Source organism: Nocardia sp. JCM 34519.1, from assembly GCF_020361265.1.
Classification (GTDB): domain Bacteria; phylum Actinomycetota; class Actinomycetes; order Mycobacteriales; family Mycobacteriaceae; genus Nocardia; species Nocardia arthritidis_A.
In genome coordinates this window covers 96,979-117,800 of the sequence record NZ_JAIRBR010000019.1, presented here as the reverse complement: position 1 = coordinate 117,800, position 20,822 = coordinate 96,979, and the positions used below count along the sequence as shown (strand labels likewise).

The 20,822-nt window shown below is 68.1% G+C and carries 16 protein-coding genes; 5 read left to right on the top strand and 11 right to left on the bottom strand.

Going from position 1 to position 20,822, the window contains the following annotated elements; genetic code table 11:
* Positions 1 to 200: 200 nt before the first annotated feature.
* The 3 genes from icmF (at position 201) to LGY53_RS33815 (ending at position 6,148) form a co-directional block, all read left to right on the top strand.
* On the top strand, positions 201 to 3,416 hold the full coding sequence (gene icmF, locus LGY53_RS33825; RefSeq protein ID WP_225730761.1) for a fused isobutyryl-CoA mutase/GTPase IcmF: 3,216 nt from the start codon (positions 201 to 203) through the stop codon (positions 3,414 to 3,416).
* Between the two features lie 74 nt (positions 3,417 to 3,490).
* The gene (locus LGY53_RS33820; protein ID WP_225730760.1) at positions 3,491 to 4,570 is read left to right on the top strand and encodes an amidohydrolase; all 1,080 of its coding nucleotides are present in this window, start codon (positions 3,491 to 3,493) and stop codon (positions 4,568 to 4,570) included.
* A gap of 84 nt (positions 4,571 to 4,654) precedes the next feature.
* Entirely contained in the window at positions 4,655 to 6,148 is a 1,494-nt protein-coding gene (locus LGY53_RS33815; protein ID WP_225730759.1) for an NAD(P)/FAD-dependent oxidoreductase, read from the top strand.
* Here the strand turns inward: LGY53_RS33815 and LGY53_RS33810 are convergent.
* The 9 genes from LGY53_RS33810 to LGY53_RS33770 all read right to left on the bottom strand — a co-directional run bounded on the left by LGY53_RS33810 (position 6,121) and on the right by LGY53_RS33770 (position 16,475).
* A complete protein-coding gene (locus LGY53_RS33810) occupies positions 6,121 to 7,572 on the bottom strand; it encodes a sodium:solute symporter (RefSeq protein ID WP_225730758.1) in 1,452 nt (483 codons plus the stop codon). The two genes, LGY53_RS33815 and LGY53_RS33810, sit on opposite strands and share 28 nt — an antisense overlap.
* Positions 7,569 to 7,850, bottom strand: coding sequence for a DUF3311 domain-containing protein (locus tag LGY53_RS33805; protein WP_225730757.1), 282 nt, complete (start codon positions 7,848 to 7,850; stop codon positions 7,569 to 7,571). Before LGY53_RS33805 ends, LGY53_RS33810 begins: the two co-directional genes overlap by 4 nt.
* Before the next feature lie 51 nt (positions 7,851 to 7,901).
* Positions 7,902 to 9,128 carry a cytochrome P450 gene (locus LGY53_RS33800; protein ID WP_225730756.1) on the bottom strand — a complete coding sequence of 409 codons (1,227 nt, stop codon included), beginning with the start codon at positions 9,126 to 9,128 and terminating at the stop codon, positions 7,902 to 7,904.
* Between the two features lie 119 nt (positions 9,129 to 9,247).
* Complete coding sequence (aspS, locus tag LGY53_RS33795; protein ID WP_225730755.1) at positions 9,248 to 10,537, bottom strand: aspartate--tRNA(Asn) ligase; 1,290 nt, start codon at positions 10,535 to 10,537, stop codon at positions 9,248 to 9,250.
* Positions 10,538 to 10,703: 166 nt separating this feature from the next.
* Positions 10,704 to 11,126, bottom strand: a complete 423-nt coding sequence (locus LGY53_RS33790; RefSeq protein ID WP_225730754.1) for a DoxX family protein — start codon at positions 11,124 to 11,126, stop codon at positions 10,704 to 10,706.
* Positions 11,127 to 11,146: 20 nt separating this feature from the next.
* Positions 11,147 to 12,022: a sigma-70 family RNA polymerase sigma factor gene (locus tag LGY53_RS33785; protein ID WP_374111270.1), complete on the bottom strand. Its 876-nt coding sequence runs from the start codon at positions 12,020 to 12,022 to the stop codon at positions 11,147 to 11,149.
* Positions 12,023 to 12,129: 107 nt separating this feature from the next.
* Positions 12,130 to 12,903, bottom strand: coding sequence for a helical backbone metal receptor (locus LGY53_RS33780; RefSeq protein ID WP_225730752.1), 774 nt, complete (start codon positions 12,901 to 12,903; stop codon positions 12,130 to 12,132).
* Positions 12,904 to 12,918: 15 nt separating this feature from the next.
* Positions 12,919 to 13,701 (bottom strand): SWIM zinc finger family protein, encoded by a 783-nt coding sequence (locus LGY53_RS33775; RefSeq protein WP_225730751.1) that lies wholly within the window; start codon positions 13,699 to 13,701, stop codon positions 12,919 to 12,921.
* Complete coding sequence (locus LGY53_RS33770) at positions 13,698 to 16,475, bottom strand: DEAD/DEAH box helicase (protein ID WP_225730750.1); 2,778 nt, start codon at positions 16,473 to 16,475, stop codon at positions 13,698 to 13,700. Before LGY53_RS33770 ends, LGY53_RS33775 begins: the two co-directional genes overlap by 4 nt.
* Before the next feature lie 353 nt (positions 16,476 to 16,828).
* Here LGY53_RS33770 and LGY53_RS33765 point away from each other — a divergent pair, with 353 nt between their 5' ends.
* The gene (locus tag LGY53_RS33765; protein WP_225730749.1) at positions 16,829 to 17,191 is read left to right on the top strand and encodes a hypothetical protein; all 363 of its coding nucleotides are present in this window, start codon (positions 16,829 to 16,831) and stop codon (positions 17,189 to 17,191) included.
* Positions 17,192 to 17,198: 7 nt separating this feature from the next.
* On the opposite strand, the gene LGY53_RS33760 is transcribed toward LGY53_RS33765, so the two are convergent.
* Positions 17,199 to 18,005, bottom strand: coding sequence for a sulfurtransferase (locus tag LGY53_RS33760; protein ID WP_225730807.1), 807 nt, complete (start codon positions 18,003 to 18,005; stop codon positions 17,199 to 17,201).
* 210 nt (positions 18,006 to 18,215) lie between these two features.
* On the opposite strand from LGY53_RS33760, the gene LGY53_RS33755 reads away from it, so the two are divergent.
* Positions 18,216 to 19,427: a benzoate/H(+) symporter BenE family transporter gene (locus LGY53_RS33755; protein ID WP_225730748.1), complete on the top strand. Its 1,212-nt coding sequence runs from the start codon at positions 18,216 to 18,218 to the stop codon at positions 19,425 to 19,427.
* A gap of 29 nt (positions 19,428 to 19,456) precedes the next feature.
* Here LGY53_RS33755 and LGY53_RS33750 read toward each other — a convergent pair whose 3' ends face one another.
* Positions 19,457 to 20,815 carry a nucleobase:cation symporter-2 family protein gene (locus LGY53_RS33750; protein ID WP_225730747.1) on the bottom strand — a complete coding sequence of 453 codons (1,359 nt, stop codon included), beginning with the start codon at positions 20,813 to 20,815 and terminating at the stop codon, positions 19,457 to 19,459.
* Between the last annotated feature and the right edge of the window lie 7 nt (positions 20,816 to 20,822).

The window sequence follows — 20,822 nt, the reverse complement described above, 5'->3', positions numbered from 1 at the left end:
CGACCTTCTGATTCGAGACAGCGGACGGATAAGGGGTTTTTCGAGAAAGCACACTTATCGCAACTCGAGTCCCGCGGAATGTCGCGAGTTGTCGTCAGGCTGAGTGAAACCCGTGTCGCCTGGCGATGTGACAGCTGTCACCGTAGAATTACTTTGACGTCCTAGTATCGGGCGCCAAAGAGGACTCGCCGGAGGAACCCGTGGCCGATACCGCGCTGCACACGCCCGAAAATCCCGTCCGCTTCGTCACCTCGGCCGCACTGTTCGACGGTCATGACGCGGCCATCAACATCATGCGCCGCATCCTGCAGGCGCAGGGTGCGGAGGTGATCCACCTCGGCCACAACCGCTCGGTGCGCGAGGTGGTCGACGCCGTGCTCACCGAGGATGCCCAGGGCGTCGCGATCAGCTCGTATCAGGGCGGACACGTCGAATATTTCGAATACCTGGCCGAAGCGCTGAAAAAGGCGGGGGCCGAACATGTCCGGATCTTCGGCGGGGGCGGCGGGGTGATCGTCGCCGAGGAGATCGCGCGGCTCGCCGAATCCGGGGTGACCGTCTTCTCCCCCGAGGACGGTCAGCGGCTGGGCCTGCCCGGCATGATCAATCAGCTGATCCGCGCCTGCGATATCGACCTTTCGGCGAAACCGCCTACGGCGGAAGCCATTCTGTCCGGTGAGCGGGCGGCTCTCGCCCGCGCGATCACCTGCCTGCAGCAGGACGCGCTGCCCGAGCAGACCCGTGCGGCACTCGAGCGGGCCGCCGCGGCCCGCACCGTTCCGGTGCTCGGCATCACCGGCACCGGCGGCTCCGGAAAGTCCTCGCTCACCGACGAATTGGTGCGCAGGCTGCGCTCGGACCAGCAGGACAAGCTGCGGGTCGCCATCCTCGCCGTCGACCCGACCCGCAGGCGCGGCGGCGGCGCACTGCTCGGCGACCGGATCCGGATGAACGCGCTGGACGGCGAGCACATCTACTTCCGCTCCCTGGCCACCCGCGGCGGCCGCGAGCTGCCGAACGGTATCGACGGCATCGTAACCGCTTGTAAGGCAGCGGGTTACGACCTGATCATCCTGGAGACGCCCGGTATCGGGCAGGGCGACGCCGCCGTCACCGACCATGTCGACCTGGCGATGTACGTGATGACGCCGGAATTCGGCGCGGCATCCCAGCTGGAGAAGATCGACATGCTGGATTACGCGGATGTGGTGGCGATCAACAAGTTCGAGCGCCGCGGCGCGGCCGACGCGCTGCGCGATGTCGCACGCCAGCTGATCCGCAATCGCGAGCAGTTCGGCGCCGCACCGGAGGATATGCCGGTATTCGGCACCAGCGCGGCGACTTTCAACGACGACGGGGTCACCGCGCTGTATCAGCACCTGATGGATGTGCTCGCAGACAAGGGACTACAGCTACAGCCGGGTGTGCTGCCCCGGGTGAACACCAAGGTGTCCACCCGGTTCGCGCAGATCATTCCCCCCGCGCGGGTGCGCTACCTGGCCGAGATCGCCGATACCGTGCGCGCCTACCACGCCGAGACGGCCGCGCAGGTCGTTGTCGCGCAACGGGTTCAGCGGTTGGAGCAGGTGGCGGCCGAACTTCCCGACGACGCGGCCGTCGCCGAGCTCGCGGCTCAAGCCCGCACCGAGCTCGCAGCGGACAATGCCGCGCTGCTGGCCGAATGGCCCGCGCTCGCCGAATCGTATCGGGGCGAGGAGCAGGTGGTCCGGGTGCGGGACCGCGAGATTCGCACACCGATGCGCCGGGAAACCCTGTCCGGCAACACTATTCCGCGCGTCGCGCTCCCCCGGTTCACCGATCACGGTGAGCTGCTGCGCTTCCTGCGCGCGGAGAACCTGCCCGGCCGGTTCCCGTACACCGCGGGCGTCTTCCCGTTCAAGCGGGACAACGAGGATCCGGCCCGGATGTTCGCCGGCGAGGGCGACCCGTTCCGCACCAATCGCCGCTTCAAAGTGCTGAGCGAGCACTCCGACGCGAAACGGCTTTCGACGGCGTTCGATTCGGTGACGCTGTACGGCCACGATCCGGCCGAGCGCCCCGACATCTACGGCAAGGTGGGCACCTCGGGCGTCTCGATCGCCTCACTGGACGATATGAAGGCGCTCTACGACGGCTTCGACCTGACCGCGCCGACCACCTCGGTCTCGATGACCATCAACGGTCCGGCGCCGACCATCCTCGCCTACTTCCTCAACACCGCGATAGATCAAGCGCTGGAACGCTTTACGGCCGCCGAGGGTCGGGAGCCGAATGCGGACGAGGCCGCCGAGATCCGGGCGCGCACGCTGGCCACCGTGCGCGGCACCGTGCAAGCCGACATCCTCAAGGAGGATCAGGGGCAGAACACTTGCATCTTCTCCACCGAATTCAGCCTGCGCATGATGGCCGATATCCAGGAATGGTTCGTGCGCAACAGCGTTCGCAACTTCTACTCGGTATCGATCTCCGGGTACCACATCGCCGAGGCCGGTGCGAATCCGATCAGCCAGCTCGCGTTCACGCTGGCCAACGGATTCACCTATGTGGAGGCATATCTCGCGCGCGGTATGCACATCGACGATTTCGCGCCGAATCTGTCGTTCTTCTTCTCCAACGGGATGGATCCGGAGTATTCGGTGATCGGCCGGGTGGCCCGGCGCATCTGGGCGGTGACCATGCGAGATCGCTACGGCGCCAACGACCGTTCCCAGAAGCTCAAGTACCACATCCAGACCTCCGGCCGGTCGCTGCACGCACAGGAGATGAGCTTCAACGACATTCGCACCACGCTGCAGGCGCTCATCGCCATCTACGACAACTGCAACAGCCTGCACACCAACGCATATGACGAGGCGGTGACCACCCCCACCGAGGAATCGGTGCGCCGGGCGCTGGCCATCCAGCTGATCATCAATCGCGAATGGGGTGTCGCGATGAACGAAAATCCGCTGCAGGGCAGCTTTCTCGTCGATGAGCTCACCGATCTGGTGGAGGAGGCGGTGCTCGCCGAATTCGAGCGGATCAGCGAGCGCGGCGGCGTGCTCGGCGCCATGGAGACCGGATATCAGCGCGGCCGCATCCAGGATGAGTCGATGCGTTACGAGCAGCGCAAACACGACGGCTCGCTGCCGATTATCGGCGTCAACACCTTCCGCAACCCGCACGGTGAACCGCACCGGGAGCTCGAGCTGGCGCGCGGCACCGAGCAGGAGAAACAGTCCCAGCTGCGCCGCGTTCGCGAATTCCAGCAGCGGCACCGTGACGCCGCGCACGCGGCGCTGGCCCGGCTGGAGGCGGTCGCGCGCACCGACGAGAATATTTTCGAGGTGCTGATGGACGCGGCGCGGGTCTGTACCTTACAACAGATCACCGACACTTTCTTCACGGTTGGGGGCCAATACCGCCGAAATGTGTGAGAGCCTTCCGGCGGCGCGACACATCGTGTGACAATCGGGCCATCGACGCAGTGTTGCGAGCGGGATGGCATGGCATGAATTTCCCGGATATCCGAATCATCGACGCGCATATCCACCAGTGGGATCCGTTCACCACCCCACGGGATTTCAGTACGCTGGCCAAATTGTTCCGGTTGCTGCCGATTCCCGTGGAGTTCGCAACCCTGCTGGCACCGCGGCGGGACCGTGAATTCGCGGGCGACCCAACGCCTTTTCTGCATCCGTATCTGCCGCCGGACTATCGCGCCGACGCGGCCGACGTTCCGGTGGATACCGTGACGCATATCGAGGTGGAATGGGCGGGCGCCGACCCGCTGGCCAAGGCCGACGAAACCGGCTGGGTGGCCCGGCTGCCCTTCGATCGGGACGGGCCGGAGCTGGGTGCGATCGTCGCGGGCGCGGATCCGGCGGCGCCGCGATTCGCCGAACTGCTCGACGCGCACCGGGCCGCCTCGCCACTGGTCTGCGGTATCCGCACCATGGTCGCGCACCATCCCGACCCCGGCGTCCGGTCCTTCACCAAACGCGAAAGCGCGCTCACCACAAGGGAATTCCTTTCCGGATTCGGCATATTGGCCGAATATGAGCTGTCCTTCGAGGCCTGGGTGTACTCGCATGCGCTGCCGGAGGTGACGGCGCTGGCCGAACGCTATCCGGAGGTCTCGATCGTGCTCGACCATCTCGGCACGCCCGCGGGCATTTTCGGTCCGGTCGGCAAGCGCACCGGGACCAATCCCGGGCTGCGACGCGAATTGTTCGTCCGCTGGCGCGACGATCTGGCGGCGCTGGCCGCGCAGCGCAATGTGGTGGCGAAGGTGAGCGGGCTGATGATGCCTATCCTCGGCCATCCGGTGCCGCCGCGCGGCATGCCGACACCGGTGAGCGCGCTGCTCGACCGGATCGCTCCGCTGGTCGAGCACGCGCTGGACGTCTTCGGCGCCGAGCGGCTGCTGTGGGGTTCGAATTTCCCGGTGGACAAGCCGATCACCAGCATCGGCAACAGCATGCGGACCATCGCGGCGGCGATCACCGGCCACGGCGGCGGCCCGGCCGAACTCGAACAGGTCTTCCGGCGGACCGCGCAGCGGACTTACCGGATCGTTTCGGCGGCATAGCGTTGCGCGCCGATGGGTAGTTATACGGAACGGGTCGGCCGTCCTTCCCCGGCGACCGACCCGGCCAGGCACTGGGAGGGACCGATGAACGCATCGACGACCGATCACGAGATCATCGTGGTGGGGGCCGGATTCTCCGGTATCGGCGCCGCGATCAAACTGCTGGCGGCCGGATTCGACGATTTCATCATCGTCGACGATGCCGACGGCGTCGGCGGCACCTGGCACTGGAACACCTATCCCGGTATCGCGGTGGATATTCCGTCGTTCAGCTATCAGTACTCGTTCGAGCAGCGGTCGAACTGGTCGCGGGTGTACGCGCAGGGGCACGAGCTGAAGGCGTACGCCGAATCCTGCGTCGACAAGTACCGGCTGCGACCGCGAATCCGCCTGTCCACCACGGTGCTCGGCGCGGAGTTCGACGAGGATCTGCACCGGTGGCGGCTGCGCACCGACCGCGGCGAGCTGACGGCCCGCTTCGTCATCAGCGCGACCGGCGTGCTCACCCGGCCCAAACTGCCCGATATTCCGGGCGTTTCGGAATTCGGCGGAACAACCATGCACACCTCGCGCTGGGATCACGCCGAGGATCTGCGGGACAAGCGGGTCGCGATCATCGGCACCGGCGCCTCGGCGGTGCAGATCATCCCGGAGATCGCGCCGAAGGTACAGCGGCTCACCGTCTTCCAGCGCACGCCGATCTGGTGTCTGCCGCGCCCGGACGGCCCGCTGCCGCCCGCGGTGCGGCGGCTGCTGCGCCTGCCCGGCGGGCGCACGCTCACCCGGTTGCTCAGCCAGGCCTACGTCGAGCTGACCTTCCCGATCTCCGCGCACTACTACGACACCGTGCCGGCCGCCGCGCTCGGCGAGCGGTCCGGACTCGCGCATCTGCGCCGCCAGGTCCATGATCCGGCGATCCGGGAAAAGCTCACGCCCCGTTACGCTTTGGGGTGTAAGCGGCCGGGCTTCTCGAACGACTACCTGCCCACCTTCAACCGGCCGAACGTGGTGTTGGAGACCGATCCGATCGAACGGATCACCGCGGGCGGCGTGCGGACCGCGACGGGTACCGAGCACGCGGCCGACGTGCTCATCCTGGCCACCGGATTCAAGGTGATGGAATCGGGCAATATGCCGACCTACGATCTGCGCGGCGTCGGCGGCCTCGATCTCGAAAAGTGGTGGGACGAGCACAGATTGCAGGCCTACGAGGGGGTGAGCGTGCCCGGCTTCCCGAATTTCTTCTCCATCATCGGGCCATACGGTTACAACGGCGCCTCGTATTTCACCCTGATCGAGAACCAGACCCGGCATATCCTGCGCTGCCTGCGCCACGCCCGCACCAGCGGCGCCACCCTGGTGGAGGTGACGCAGGAGGCCAACGACCGCTTCTTCCGGGAGATGCTGTCCCGCCGCGGCGGTCAGGTGTTCTGGCAGGACAGCTGCGCGCTGGCCAACAGCTACTACTTCGACAAGCACGGCGATGTGCCGTTGCGCCCCACCACCACCGTCGAAGCGGCCTGGCGCAGTGGGCATTTCGATCTCGGCGATTACCGCTTCGAGAGCGCCTCCCGGTAGTCGGGACGCCGGGAGATCTGCGAAACACTCGCGGCGACAACAAGATTCAATGCGAGCGCGAGCAACCCGCCGTTGACCCCGAACAGCGGATCACGTCCCGCCGCGTGCAGGCCGAGCACAGTGGCGCTGCCTGCCACCAGGCCCGCCGTCACACCGAGCGTGGTGAGCCTGCGCCAATACAGCCCGAGCAGCAGGGCCGGAACCAGTTGCGCCATACCCTCGTACGACAGCACCGACAGGTTGACCAGGACGCTCGGCGAGAACAGCGCACCGCCCAGCGCCACCGCGCCGACCACCAGGCAGACGAGCTGGGACAGTCCACGCTGCCGCCGATCCTGTTCGCCGCCGTGCAGACCGCCACCCAGAACCGTTCTGCCCCACAGTGTTCCGATCGAGACCAGAAATACGCTCATCGGCACGATGGCCGACAGCGCGCCAGCGATCCCGATCACCGCCACCGCCGCGGGCGGCAGCGAGTCGGTGACCAGCTCGAACAGCGCGAGATCCGGATTCTTCAGCCCCGGCACCACGAACAGCGCCGCGAACCCGATCACCACCGGAACAAGCAGCAGCAGCTGATACCAGGGCAGCATGATCGAATTGCGCCGCAGCGCATTGGGACCGGATGCCGAGAGGTATCCGGCGACCGTCGTCGGGAAGATGCCGATCGTCACGACGTTCAGCAGGATCGTCGAAATGAACCAGCCCGCGCCGAACGTGCCGCCGCCCGCACCGGGAAAGGTCAGCCAGTGCGGCTTTTCGGCAACCATGCGATCCAGCAGCGCGCCGACTCCGTCGAAGTAGTGCAGCGGCAGGTAGATCGCCAGGAATACCACGCTGAGCACCGCGAGCCCGTCCTTCAGCACGCTCACCCACGCCGAGCCGCGCAGCCCCGAGGACAGGATGAAAACCTCTGCGACCACGAAGGATACGATCGCGGCCACCCGAAGATCCACTGCGCCGTACGACATCGCGTGCACGACGACACCCATGCCCTGGATCTGCAACTGCACGTAGGGAATCAAGAAGACGGTGCTGATCAGGGCGACCAGAATGCCCAGCGGCCGGGAGCGGTAGCGGTGCTCGGCGATATCGGCGATCGACACCAATTGATGCCTGGCGCAATAGGTCCAGATCAGCGGGCCGACGCAATAGGCGACCGCGAGTCCGGTGCTCAGATAGGCGATCAGATAGAAGATCGGCACCCCGTACCGGTAGGACCAACCGGCCGCGCCGAGGAACGAGAAGCTGGTGTAGGTCTCCCCCGCCATCAGCAGCAGCACGAATATCGTGCCGAGCCCGCGTCCCGAGACCGACCACTCCGACATCGACCTGACCCGGCCACGACCGGACAACACGCCTACCGCGACGGTCGCGACCATGGCGGCGGTGAACAGCGTGACGGCCACGGCGCGGTCGGTCATCCGCGCTCCTCGGGGTCGGCGTCGGCGGGCACGTATTCCGGTGCGCCGCTGCGATATGCCGGATCGAACCTGGCGGCCACCGCGACGATCGGCCCGGTGAGCGCGGTCACCGCGATGAGATAGGCGATCAGGAACGGGATCCCGAACACCCGCGGTTCGATTCGGTTGGCCACCAACGGCGCCAGACAGTACAGCAGCCCGGGCAACAGCAGCAGCCACATCGCCGCGCCGCGACGGCGCAGCGGGAACGAGCCGCCGGTAGGTATCTGCTCGGCCATGCCCCTCGCTCTCGTTTCGGTGGACATCCGAAGGCTAGCCGGGTGGGTTGGTCACGCCGTGACGAGCAGGGTCCGGAATCCGCGAATCGCGAATTCCGGGCGGCGGACCGGTTCTTCGGCGAGCCGCAGCCCCGGCAGCTGCCGGGTCAGCTCGGCGAGCGCGGCGGTGACCTCGACGCGGGCCAGCGCCGAGCCGAGGCAGTAGTGGATGCCCGCGCCGAAACCGAGGTGCGGGTTGGGGTTTCGGGTGATGTCGAGGCGGTCCGGGTCGGCGAAGACGAGCGGGTCGCGGGCCGCCGCGCCGAGCAGGGCCGCGATCCGGTCGCCCGCCGCGAGACGATGGCCCGCGATGACGGTGTCGGCGGTCGCGGTGCGGACGAATATCTGCAGCGGCGAGTCGTAGCGGATGAGTTCCTCGGTGGCGGTGTCGACGAGGTCCGGCCGGTCGATCAGCCGCTGCCACTGGTCCCGATGGCACAGCAATGCGTTGACGCCGTTGCCGATCGCGTTGACGGTGGCCTCGTGCCCGGCCATCAGCAGCAGGACGGCGGTGGCGACCAGCTCGTCGTCGGTGAGCCGCCCGCCGCCCGCATCGGTGACCGCCACCAGCTCGCTCAACAGATCCGGGCCGGGCCGCGTCCGGCGGGCCGCCACCAGGCCGCGCAGATAGTCGACGAATTCCGTTGCGGCGCTTTCCGCTTGCGCGCGGCGCGCGGCGGGCGGGTCGGGCTCGTACATCTTCACGATCGTGTTCGACCACGGCCGCAACAGCCCGCGATCGGATTCGGGCACGCCGAGCAACTCCGCGATCACCGCGACGGGCAGCGGCCCCGCCACCGTCTCCAGCAGGTCGGCCGCGCCGTGCGCGCGGATCGCCGCGGCCAACTCCCCCACCAGCGCCTCGGCCAGCCGGTACACCGCGGGCCGCAGCCGCGCCACATGCCCGCGGGCGAATGCCGACGCCACCAGACCGCGCAGCCTGGTGTGCCGGGGTGGTTCCGTCTCCAGCAGCGAATTACGGTGCAGCAGATTGAAATTCGGGAACTCCGCGGCCGGTTCGGCATCGGTCCAGATCCGCCCGAGAGCCCGATCCCGCAGCACCTGCGCGACCGCCGCATGCGAAACCGCCACCGCCATGCCCAGACCAGGATGGGCATGCACCGCCCCGCGCTCCCGCAGCCGGGCGAACCGCGGATAAGGATCGGCCAGGAACTCGGCGTCCCGCGGATCGAATGGCAATTCCTCCGGACTGGTCACGACCGACGGTGCTGCGTCCATTGGTTCCTTGCTTCGCTCGGCCACGGGCACCACTGTAAAGGCCGGGCACCGAGGATCGGGCTGGCCCGATCCTCGGCCGGTCCGGCGCCGTAACCGGCCGAGGTCCGCAATGGATTACCTTACGGCTGGAGGCGGTGTAGATCGCGCGGGAAAAGCGTTGTGTAGCGGATGTTTTCGATTTCCAGCAGTCTGGCGACCCAACGCTCGAGACCCAACGCGAAACCACCGTGCGGCGGCATCCCGTGTTCCATCGCCGCCAGATACGGCCCGTAATCCGCCGGGTCTTGGCCGCGTGCGGTGAGCGCGGCCAGATAGTCGGCGTGGTTGTGCAGGCGCTGGCCGCCCGTCACCAGTTCCAGGCCGCGGAACAGCAGGTCGAACGAGTTGGTCCAGCGCGGTTCGTCCGGTTGCGGATGGGTGTAGAAGGGTCGCTTCACCGCCGGATAGCCTTCCACTGCAAGGAAATCCGAGCCATAGGTGGTCTTCGCCCATTCGCCGAGGAAGCGCTCGTGTTCCGGGGCGAGGTCCGGCTCGTCCGGTGCGGCGCCGACCAATTCGAGTGCCGCACGGAAGTGCAGCACCGGAATCCGGTCCGGCACAACAGGTAACCGCGCACCCAGCATTTCCACCGACGCGCCCGCCCGTTCCGCGATCCGGTCGAGCATCGCGGCCAGCGTGCCGCGCAGCAGCTCGATAACGTCACGATGGTCGGTGACGAAGCCGAATTCGGCGTCCAGCGAGGTGTATTGGGCGAGATGGCGGGCCGTGTCGTGCGGCTCGGCCCGGAATACCGGCCCGGTCTCGTACACCCGCTCGAAGACACCGACCAGCATCTGCTTGTACAGCTGCGGCGACTGCGCGAGATAGGCGGTGGAGCCGAAATAGTCGAGCGGGAAGACGTTCGCACCGGATTCGGTGGATTGCCCGACGATCTTCGGCGTCGCGACCTCGGTGAAGCCGTTACCGTCCAGGTGCTCCCGGAATCCGGCCAGCGAGGCGGCGGCGATGCGCCACACGGCCTGCCTTCCGGGGTGCCGCCAGGTGAGCCCGGCATGGTCGAGCACCGTCGGCAGGGTGGCCCGCAGGGTCGGCCGCCACAGATCGACCGGTTGTTGCCGGGCGGGCGCGCACAGCGGGTGAATCGACGGCTCGACCACCTCGACACCGCCCGGCGCCTTGGGGTTCGCGAGCGCCGTCCCGGTCACCCGCACCGCGGTCTCCTCCGAAAGACCCGAAACCTGTTCGCGCACAGCCGGATCGGTCACCACGACCTGTGACTGCCCGGTGCGGTCCCGGATGACGACGAACGTCACCGCCGCCAGTTGTCTGCGGCGGTGGATCCAGCCCGCCAACGTCACCGGCCTGCCCGCAACGGCGGGCAATTCCGCGCAAAGGGTGCGCGACATCATCTTTCACCTCCTGGTTCGCTGTCCCCGGGAGGTGTGGGCGATCGGGTAGCTCGCGGTGCCACCACACCTTCGCGACGAAATCCGCCGCCTCGAATGGTCGTTGGGCACGGTGACCGGCCGCCGCGGCTCGGAGTTCGTCACGCTCGTCGGCGCCGCGACCCCGATGTTAACCCCGTGCCGCCGTCACTGTCGCCACCTTTTCCGGCGCGTTCGGCCGGCCCGCGGTCAAGCGACGGTTCGGCGGACGCAGCAGCCAGGACGTGCCGGTCAGCACGAGCATCGGCACGAGGAACCACAGCTCGGACAGGGCGTAGTCCCTGGTCAGATGGGAGACCATCGCGCCGGTGTACACGAAAACCGTTCCGGCGTAAGCCCATTCCTTGACCAGCGGGAAGCCGGGGGCCAGCAGCGCGGCCGCGCCGAGCAACTTCCAAACACCCAGCAGCACCAGGAAATACGTCGGATAGCCGAGGTGGTCGGTAATGCCGGTCACGAACGGGATTCGCTGAATATCCCATTCGCCGCCGACCGCGAGCTCGGCCGCGACCAGCGCCGTCGCGGCCCAATAGCCGATAAGTCGAATGTTCATGTCGGTTCTTTCGTTGTGTCTCAATTGGATTCGAAGACGGCGAGGTCGAGCGCGCGCAGTCGATCCGGGTCGGCGATGATGTCGATTTCGGCGATCCGGTCCCCCGCGAGATGGAATGCGAGCACCGTTGCGAGCCGCCCCCGGGGCGCGACGATCGCGCCGACCGCGCCGTCGACCAGGGCGAGCCGGGTGAATCGAGCGGCCCGGCCGCCGAAGGCGCGCGCGGCCGGTGCGACGGCATCGCGTCCGCGCAGCACCGTGGGTGTTCCGGTGGGCGCGGCCGTCGCGTCGGCGCGCACCTCGACGTCCGGGTCCAATACCTCGATGAGCCCGGCGAGATCGCCGCCGCGGGCCGCGTCGAGGAAGCGGTCGACCACGCGCCGCTGCGTGCCGATCGCGGCCGGATCGCGCGGATCGGCCCCACGCACCCGGCGGCGGGCGCGGGCCGCCAGCTGCGCCGCCGCATTCGGCGACCGGCCGACGATCGGGCCGATCTCGGCATACGGCAGGTCGAACAGATCGTGCAGTACGAAGGCGAGCCGCTCGGCGGGCGCGAGCGTATCCAGCACGACCAGCAGCGCCAACCCCACCGAATCGGCAAGCACCGCTTCCTCTTCCGGTGTCATCGGATGCTCGCCGACCGGCTCGGGTACGTCGATGCCGACCGGATCCTCGCGCCGCGACCGCCGCGCGCGCAACATATCCAGGCACACCCGGCCGACCACGGTGGTCAGCCAGCCGCCCAGATTGTCCACCGATGCGGTATCGGCGCGCCGCCAACGCAACCACGCCTCCTGCACCGCGTCATCCGCCTCGCTCGGCGAACCGAGCATCCGATAGGCCATCGCCCGCAGCCGCGGCCGGAACTGTGTGAACCGGTCTTCGTACGCGTCCACCTGGCCCTCCAACCCTCGTCTTCGTTTGTCCCCCATATGGATGACGAATGGAATGGCATCGATATGACCGGCGAACCCGCAGCCCCGGCCCGCCCTGCTGAATCTGCTCAGTGCGCCTGGCGGATCCGCTCGATGAGAGTGCCACGGGCGGTGGCCAGCGACGGGCCGTACCAGGTCAGCGCGCGGCCCTCGACCAGCGCGACGGGGATGCCGGGAAAGGCGTCCGGCCCGTCGCTTTCGGTGAATACATATGGCTCGTCGGGTAATACGGCCAGCTCCACGCCCGCGACCAGCTCATCGGCGGTCACCCGCGGATAGCGGTCGGGCCGGTCGGCGTGTACCAGGCGCAGACCGAGTCGGCGGGCCAGATCGCCGGTGAAGGTGTTGCGGCCCACCACCATCCAGGGATTGCGCCAGATGGGGATCACCGCATTGCGCGGCGGCTCCAAAGGCGCTGCGGCCCAAGACTTTTCGGATTCCAGTAGCCAATCGGGCAGGGCGGCGCCGAGCGCGACGGTGAACAGCCGCCGCAGCGACGTGAACGCATCGTCCAATGTCTCGATCCTGGTGACCCAGACCGGGATTCCGGCGGCACGCAGGCGTTCGACATCGATCCGCCGGTTCTCCTCCTGGTTGCACAGCACCAGGTCCGGCGCGAGTTCGACGATCCGGCGGACATTCGGATTCTTGGTGCCGCGCACCCGTTCGACATCGAGGTCCGCGGGGTGGGTACACCATTCGGTCGCCGCGACCAGCAGGCCGGGGCAGCTCACCGCCACCGCCTCGGTCAGCGACGGCACCAGGGAGACGACGCGCCGCACCGGCCGTGTGATCGTGACGCGCGCTCCGAGATCGTCCGGCGCCCGATGTTGGCCGTCCATAGCCGTGAACGTACCTCAGCGGTCCAGTTGTTCGTAGAGCGCGCGGAGCTCACGCAGGCCGCGGGCCACCGTCTCCTCGTCCGGCGCCGTCATCCGCAGCGCCTTGCGCAGCTGCAAAGGATCCAGATCGTCCATGGCCGAACGGAATTCGAGCTTCGGCAGATCGGGAAGCACCAGGTCGTCGCCGTACGGGTCGGCCGAGTCCAACGGAGTCGGCTCACGTTCGATACCGCTGATGAGCGCGTCGAGGTCGAGGCCGCGCAGGGTCAGGATCTCCCGCGGCCGCTCGTCGAGCCGTTCGGCCAGGATGTAGCAGACGGCGGCCACATGCTTGCACGGCCAGCCCGGATCCGGACAGGTGCAGCCGAAATCCAGATCGGCGGCGGTGGTCGGCAGCAGCAGCGGGCCGAGCCCGGTCGGCAGTGCGCCGGAGGCGATCTCGGCGAGCATGCCCGGCGCGCCGCGAATGGTGTCGATGATCAGCTCCACCTCCTCCGCGCGCAGCGGCCGCACGGTGAATACGGCGGTGAACGGGCGCGGTTGGCTGCCCTGAACCTCCGCGGTGACCGCGCCCGGCTCGATCCGGTAGTCGATCACCTGTCCCGACCTGGCGTAGCTGCGCCCGCGCGCCAGCCTGCCCGGTTGCGCCATCGCCTCGACGGCCTCGATCAGTGCCTTCCCCCACCAGGTGCGCCCGAACCCGCCACGGCGGCTGCGCGCCTCGACCCCGCCACGCACCGGCCGCCGCTTCCCGAACTGGCTGTAATCGATGTAGATACCGCGATCGGCCGAACTCAATCGCCCACCGCCTCCGCACCGAGGGTGAACAGCCGCAGCAGCTCGTCGTCGTCGAATTCGGTGATCCAGTTCTCGCCGGTCCCGACGGCCAAATCGGCGAGTTGCCGTTTACCGGTGATCATTTCGTCGATCCGCTCCTCGATGGTGTCGACGCAGACCAGCTTGCGCACCTGCACGTTGCGCGTCTGGCCGATACGGAAGGCGCGGTCGGTGGCCTGGTTCTCCACCGCCGGATTCCACCAGCGGTCGAGGTGCACAACGTGATTCGCGGCGGTCAGGTTCAGTCCGGTGCCACCGGCCTTGAGCGACAACAACATCAGCGGCGGCCCGTCGGCGGACTGGAACCCGGCCACCATGCGGTCCCGTCGCTGCTTGGGCACACCGCCGTGTAGGAACGGCAGCACCGTACCGAAACGCTCGGACAGATACGGCGCGAGCAACTCGCCGAACTCACGGAACTGGGTGAACAGCAATGCCTTCTCGCCATCGGCGAGCACCGCCTCCAGCACGTCGTCGACCAGGGCGAGCTTGCCCGAGCGGTGCGCACCGCGATGCAGCACCCCGGAACCGTCGGCGAGGAAATGCGCCGGATGGTTGCACACCTGCTTCAGCCGGGTGAGCGCGCCGAGCACCGCGCCCTTACGCGCCATACCCTTGGCGTCCTTGATCTTCGCCATCATGTCGTCGACGACGGCCTGATACAGCGCGGCCTGTTCGACGGTCAGGTTGGCGCGCACCGTCATCTCCAGCTTCTCCGGCAGGTCGGTGATGACGGCGGGATCGGTTTTCACCCTTCGCAATACGAACGGCTGGGTGACGTAGCGCAGGCGCGAAATGGCGTTCTGATCGCGTTCGCGTTCGATCGGCACGGCGAAGCGGGCGCGGAAGGACTGCGGGCTGCCGAGCAGCGACGGCATCGCGAAATCCAGGATGGACCGCAACTCTTCCAGCCGGTTCTCCACCGGAGTTCCGGTGAGCGCCAACCGATGTCGCGCCCGCAGCCCGCGCGCTGCCCTGGCCTGCCTGGTGGCCGAGTTTTTGATGTGCTGTGCCTCGTCCAGCACGACCCGGGCCCATTCCGGCCGCTTCAGTTCCTCGACGTCGCGGGCGAGCAGCGAGTACGTGGTGACGACCAGATCCGAATCGGCCACCGCGGCATCGAATTCGGCGCCGCTCAGCCTGCCGGTGCCGTGATGCACCAGCACCCGCAGCTCCGGTGCGAACCGCGCCGTCTCCCGCTGCCAGTTGCCGACCACCGACATCGGACAGACCAGCAGCGTCGGCCCCGGCGAAAGTCGTTGCGCCGCTTCGCGTTCGTGCACGAGCAGGGCCAGCACCTGCACCGTCTTGCCGAGGCCCATATCGTCGGCCAGGATGGCGCCGAGACCCATTCTGCTCATGGTGGCCAGCCAAGCCAGGCCGCGTTCCTGATACGGGCGCAGCTCGGCCTGTAGTCCGGCGGGGGCCGTCATCGGCTCGAGATTCCTTGACCTATCAAGGATCTGGGCCACCCAGCCGGTCGCCGTCACCTCGGTGATCGGCACCTGTTCGATGCGATTGTTCGCCAGCTCGACGAACATCTGGTCCAATTCGGCGGTGGTCGGATCGATATGCGCCGCGACGAATCGGGCGGCCGCGGCCAAGATCTTGTGATCGGCCTGCACCCATTCGCCGCGCAGCTGCACCAAATTCGATTTGGCCCGCACAAGTCGTTCCATCTCCGCCCTGGTCAGCACGGTGTCGCCGAGCGCGAGTTCCCAGTGATAGGAAACCAATTCGCGCATGCCGACCGTGCTCTCCGCCGCGGGCACGCTTTCCACCCGCAACCGCATGGCCGGTTCGGTGATATTCCATGCGCGCGGCAGCAGCAGCGGAATTCCGGCCGCCTGCAGGGCATGGACGCCGTGCGCGACCAGATCGGCGACCACCTCGGTGGGCAGCAGCAGATCGAGCGATTGCGGATCGCTCGGCAGATCGCGCAGCCGAGGGTACGCCCGCTGCGCCGCGCCCAGTTTGTCGACCGCGATCCGTACCAGCGTCTGATCGCCTTGCAGCGCAACGGGAGTCGGCGCATCACCGGACTCGCGCAGACACACCTCCAGCCGCCACAGCGCCACCGAATCGTCGGAGTCGCCGTCGGGTTCGAGCAGGCGCAGCACCAGATCCGGTTCGTCACCGGTGAGGCTGTCCCGCCAGCGCCCGAGCACCTCGGCCACCTGATGGCTGCCGCCATCGATCGGGGTGTCGCCGACCAGCCCGGCGAGCAACGGGTGCGTCGCCGCCGCCGAGTCGAGCAGTTCGCGCACGATCGGATCGGCGAGTTCGGTCACCAGGTCGTCGAGCAGCGCGCCCGGCCTGCCCGCCACCTGGAGCGCGGGCGGCATGGTCGCGACCAGCTCGGCCAGCCAGGCCCGCTGCGCGCGGCCGCCGACCAGCCGCCAGCGGGCCCACCACTGCCCATCCTCGCGCCGCAGGTCCGGCGCCACCCGGCCCGCGCGGGCCCACCGCTCGACCCCCTGCGCCACATGACCGAGAAACCGCAGGTCACCGGATATCGAATCGGCGGGCAGCCGCTGGCGCAGCGCCGTGGCGGCCGTCATCGGCGCGAGCGCGTGCGCGGGCACTTCGCGCGGCTGTCCGTCGAGCAGAACTCGGGCTCGATGCCGGAATTTCGATTTGGCCAGCACACCGCCCAACGGACCGGGCACCGCGGCGGCCGGATCCTCGGTCCACAGCAGCAACCCGGATCCAGGCGACCACAGACCGTGCAGCATCAGGCCATCAAAGCAGGCGACGCCGACATCGCCCCGCGGCACCCGGCCGCCTGCCGCAATGGCCCTGGAATCACCCAAAGCGGCGGAAATCGGACACGATGACCGCGGGCAACCGATGGCTTCCGGGCTACATCCCAGCTCAGCGGCGGTTTTCCGGATCCATCCCGCCGCCGTGACCCGGCGGCTCCGACCGCACGAGCAACGACGGGCCAGCAAACGGGAACACTCCGGCGCGGCCGAGACGGCCGCACCTCTATCCAACTGCACCGTTTTGGGAACATACTGGAATATCCGCTGGTCATCGCATATTCATCGCAGCTAGCCGGCAACCGGAGAAGGCGGAGGGCAGCAGCATGACGATTCTGCTCCAGGTACTCGAGCAGAGCTTCACACCGACCACACCGTGGGAGCGGCGAAAATTCACCTTCGTCAATGCCGACAAGATCGTCGGAATGCGCCTCGACGGACAGTGCGGCGTCTGGCTCGATCTGTCCCGCCCCGGCGAATCCCAGCGGCTGGCCCGCACCGTCGACCCGCGCGAGGCGATCACCTTCCTGCTCACCACCTTCGCGAAAATCGCCGAATGCGAGGAACGCGGCGGCGCATGGCTGATCGGACACGACGGGGTCCATACCGAATCCATCGCGGCTACCCATTTCCCGCCCAGGGTGCACGACCTCGCCGACGACGAACTCCTGGCCCGCGCCTGGCTGTGAGCGCCGGTCAAGCGCCGGTGGCCACCGGCCGTTTCGGATCGTTCGACCACTGCGACCAGGAACCCGGATACAGCGCGGCCTCTACCCCGACCATGGCGAGCGCCGCGATCTGATGCGCGGCGGTGACGCCGGAGCCGCAGTACACCGCGACCGGGCCCGCGCCCAAATCCTTGAAACGGTCCCGCAATTCGTCCATGCCGCGGAACCGGCCGGACGGGTCCAGGTTTTCGGCGGTCGGCGCGCTCACCGCGCCGGGGATGTGGCCTGCGCGCGGATCGATCGGCTCGGTCTCGCCGCGGTAGCGCTCACCGGCCCGCGCGTCGAGCAGCACACCCGGCCAGCGGGCCGCCGTATCGGCATCGATGACCGGCAGATGACCGGGGGTGAGCACGACATCACCTACCTCGGGATCCGGTTCGGCCCCGCTGGCCAGCTCGCCGCCCGCCGCGGTCCAGGCGGGCAGCCCGCCGTCGAGGATGCGCACGTCGGTGAGTCCGCCCCAGCGCAGCAGCCACCAGGCGCGCGCGGCGGCCAGACCGCCGTTGGCGTCGTAGGCGACGACGGAATCGCCCGCCTTGATACCCCAACTGCGCGCGCACTTCTCCAGCTGGCCGATCTCCGGCAGCGGATGCCTGCCCCTGGCCGGCGACGCGGGCGCGGCGAGTTCGGTCTCCATATCGACGAAGACCGCGCCGGGGATGTGACCGTCCAGATAATGCTGCGGACCGTCCGGGTCGCCCAACAGCCAGCGCACATCGAGTAGGCGAACTCGCTTGTCCGCCAGCGCTTCCCGCAGCTCCTCCGGTGAGATCAGCACCCCGCTCAACGTCACTCCTACTCGACGAATTTCCGGCTCGCGTCAATGCGGACCACCCTACGCACCCGAGCGACGCCGACTCGCGTTACCCCGCCCACCATCGGGAACGGTCCAGGTGGCGCGGGTGTACGGGATGCGCGAAAGTCAGACCAGTTTCGGACTACTGGCTACCGACGCATCCACCGCACGGCAGGAATCATCCGCACAATGGCGAACGTTTTCTCACGGCCACGGATCCCCGCCGCGTCGCCCGATCGGCCCATCGGGCTCGGACAGCCGATCGCGGCCGGCATCGTCACCGCGCTTGTCGGATTCATCAGCGCGTTCGCGGTGGTGCTCAAGGGTTTGACGACGGCGGGGGCGACGCCGGCGCAGGCGGCGTCGGGACTGCTCGCCGTGTGCGTCACCCAGGCCGTCGGGATGATGCTGCTGAGCTACCGCTACCGGATCCCGATCACGCTGGCCTGGTCGACGCCGGGCGCCGCACTGCTGGCGAGTACCGGCGCCGTCACCGGCGGCTGGCCCGCCGCGGTCGGCGCGTTCGCGATCACCGGAGTTCTGATCGTCATCACCGGGGTGTGGCAGCGCATCGGCAATCTGGTCGCCGCGATTCCGGTGGAGATCGCGCAGGCCATGCTCGCCGGGGTGCTGCTGCCGCTGTGCCTCGCGCCGGTGAAGGCGGTGCCGAGCAGTCCGGCCGTCGTACTTCCGGTGATCGCGGTGTGGTTGGTGTTGCAGCGCTTCGCCAAGCGGTGGGCGATCATCGCGGCGTTCGCCACCGCGGCCGTGGGCGCGGGTGTCGCCATCGTGGTCCAGCACCGGCGCCTGGATTTCGCCGCCATGATGCCGACCGTGGAATTGACCGCACCGCAATGGAATTGGCAGGCGCTGATCGGCGTCGCGGTGCCGCTCTACATCGTGACGATGGCCTCGCAGAACATTCCCGGCGTCGCGGTGATGGGCTCGTTCGGCTACCAGGTGCCGTGGCGGGCGGCGATGACCGTCACCGGGTTCGGCACCCTCGTCGGCGCGCCCGCGGGCGGGCATGCGATCAACCTGGCCGCGATCAGCGCCGCCCTGTCCGCCGCGCCGTCGGCCCATCCGGATCCGAAACGCCGCTGGATCGCGGCATTCACGGCGGGCGGCGTCTATCTCGGGCTGGCGCTCGGCTCGGCGGCCCTGGTCGCGCTGATCGCCGCGGCCCCGGCCGGAACGCTGGAAACCGTTGCCGGACTTGCCCTGTTGGGCACGCTCGCGGCCGCGCTGACCGGTGCGCTGCGCGCGGAGGAGCATCGCGAGGCCGGGGTACTCACCTTCGTCATCGCGGCGTCCGGCGTCGGATTCCTCGGTGTCGGAGCGGCATTTTGGGCATTGTTGGTCGGGCTGGTCGCACACCGGCTGTTGGCCCGGCGCGACTGATTCCGGCGGCCTGCGCGCGAACTCAACTGCTATGCGCGAACTCGTGCTGCCGGAACAGCGCTCGGCTCGGCGGGCTTCGTGCCGCGTGCGAATGCGCCCAACCGGGTGTGATTGAGCAGCAGGTTCAACGTGAAAGCCGTTGCCGCTCCGAGCGTTACGCCGCTGGTCAACAGGATCTGGGCGGCGGTGGGGAATTTCGCGAACATGCCGGGCACCATTACCGGCAGCAATCCGATGCCGACGGCGACCGCGACGATGGTGGCGTTGACCCTGTCGGAAAGTTCGGCGCGGCGCAGCGTGTCGACGCCGACCACGGTGACGGTCGCGAACAGCACCAGCCCGACGCCGCCGATCACCGGGCTCGGCACCGCGGCCACCAGCGCGCCGAAACGCGGTAGCACGCCGAGGATTACCAGGATCACCCCGCTGGTCGCGGTGACATATCGGCTGAACACCCGGGTGGCCGCCACCGAGCCGACGTTCTGGTTGAAGATCGTGTCGATGAACGCGGTGAATACGCCGCCGAGCACGCCGGACAGACCGTCGCCGATCAGGCCGCGCGCCAAATCCGCGTCACGCAACGGCTTTCCGGTGATCTCGCTGACCGCGAGCATGCTCGCCGTCGACTCCGCGAACGCCACCGCCATCACGATGCTCATCGCGACGACCGCGGTGACCGGGAAATGCGGTGCGCCGAAATGGAACGGCCGTGGCAACCCGACCCACGCCGCATCGGAACCCGAATCGTGCAGCAAACCCATCGGCAATGCGAGCAGGATGCCGACCAGCAGCGCGATCAGCACGCCGAGCTGCGACCATACCCCGCGTCCGAGGCAGATGAAGCCGACGGCGATCGCGACCACCACCGCGGCCAGGCCGATATTCCCAGGCGCGGCAAAGGATTCCGCTTTCGGGTCGGAGCCGACGATCAAACCGCCCGCGACGCCGATCAGTGAGATCCCGACAACGGTGAGCACGGTCCCGGTGACCAGCGGCGGAAAGAAACGAACCACCTTGGCGAACGGCCAGGCCAGCGCGATGCCGACGACACCGCCCGCCAGCATCGATCCGTACACCGCGTCGAGCCCGTACTCCTTGGCGATCAGGATCATCGGATTCAGCCCGACGAAGGTGGCGCCGCAGACGATCGGCAGCCGCACTCCGGCCAGTTTGCCGATGCCGACGCTCTGCACCAGCGTCACCAGCCCGGCGACCAGCAGGTCGGCACTCACCAGCAGCCCGACGGTGGCCCGGTCCAGCCCGGCCGCGGCGCCGAATACCAGCGGCACCGTGACACAGCCGGTGTACATGATCAAAACGTGCTGGATGCCGAACACCAGCTGCCGCGCGAACGGCAACCGGGTGTCGACGGGATGCGCTACTGCCATGCTCAAG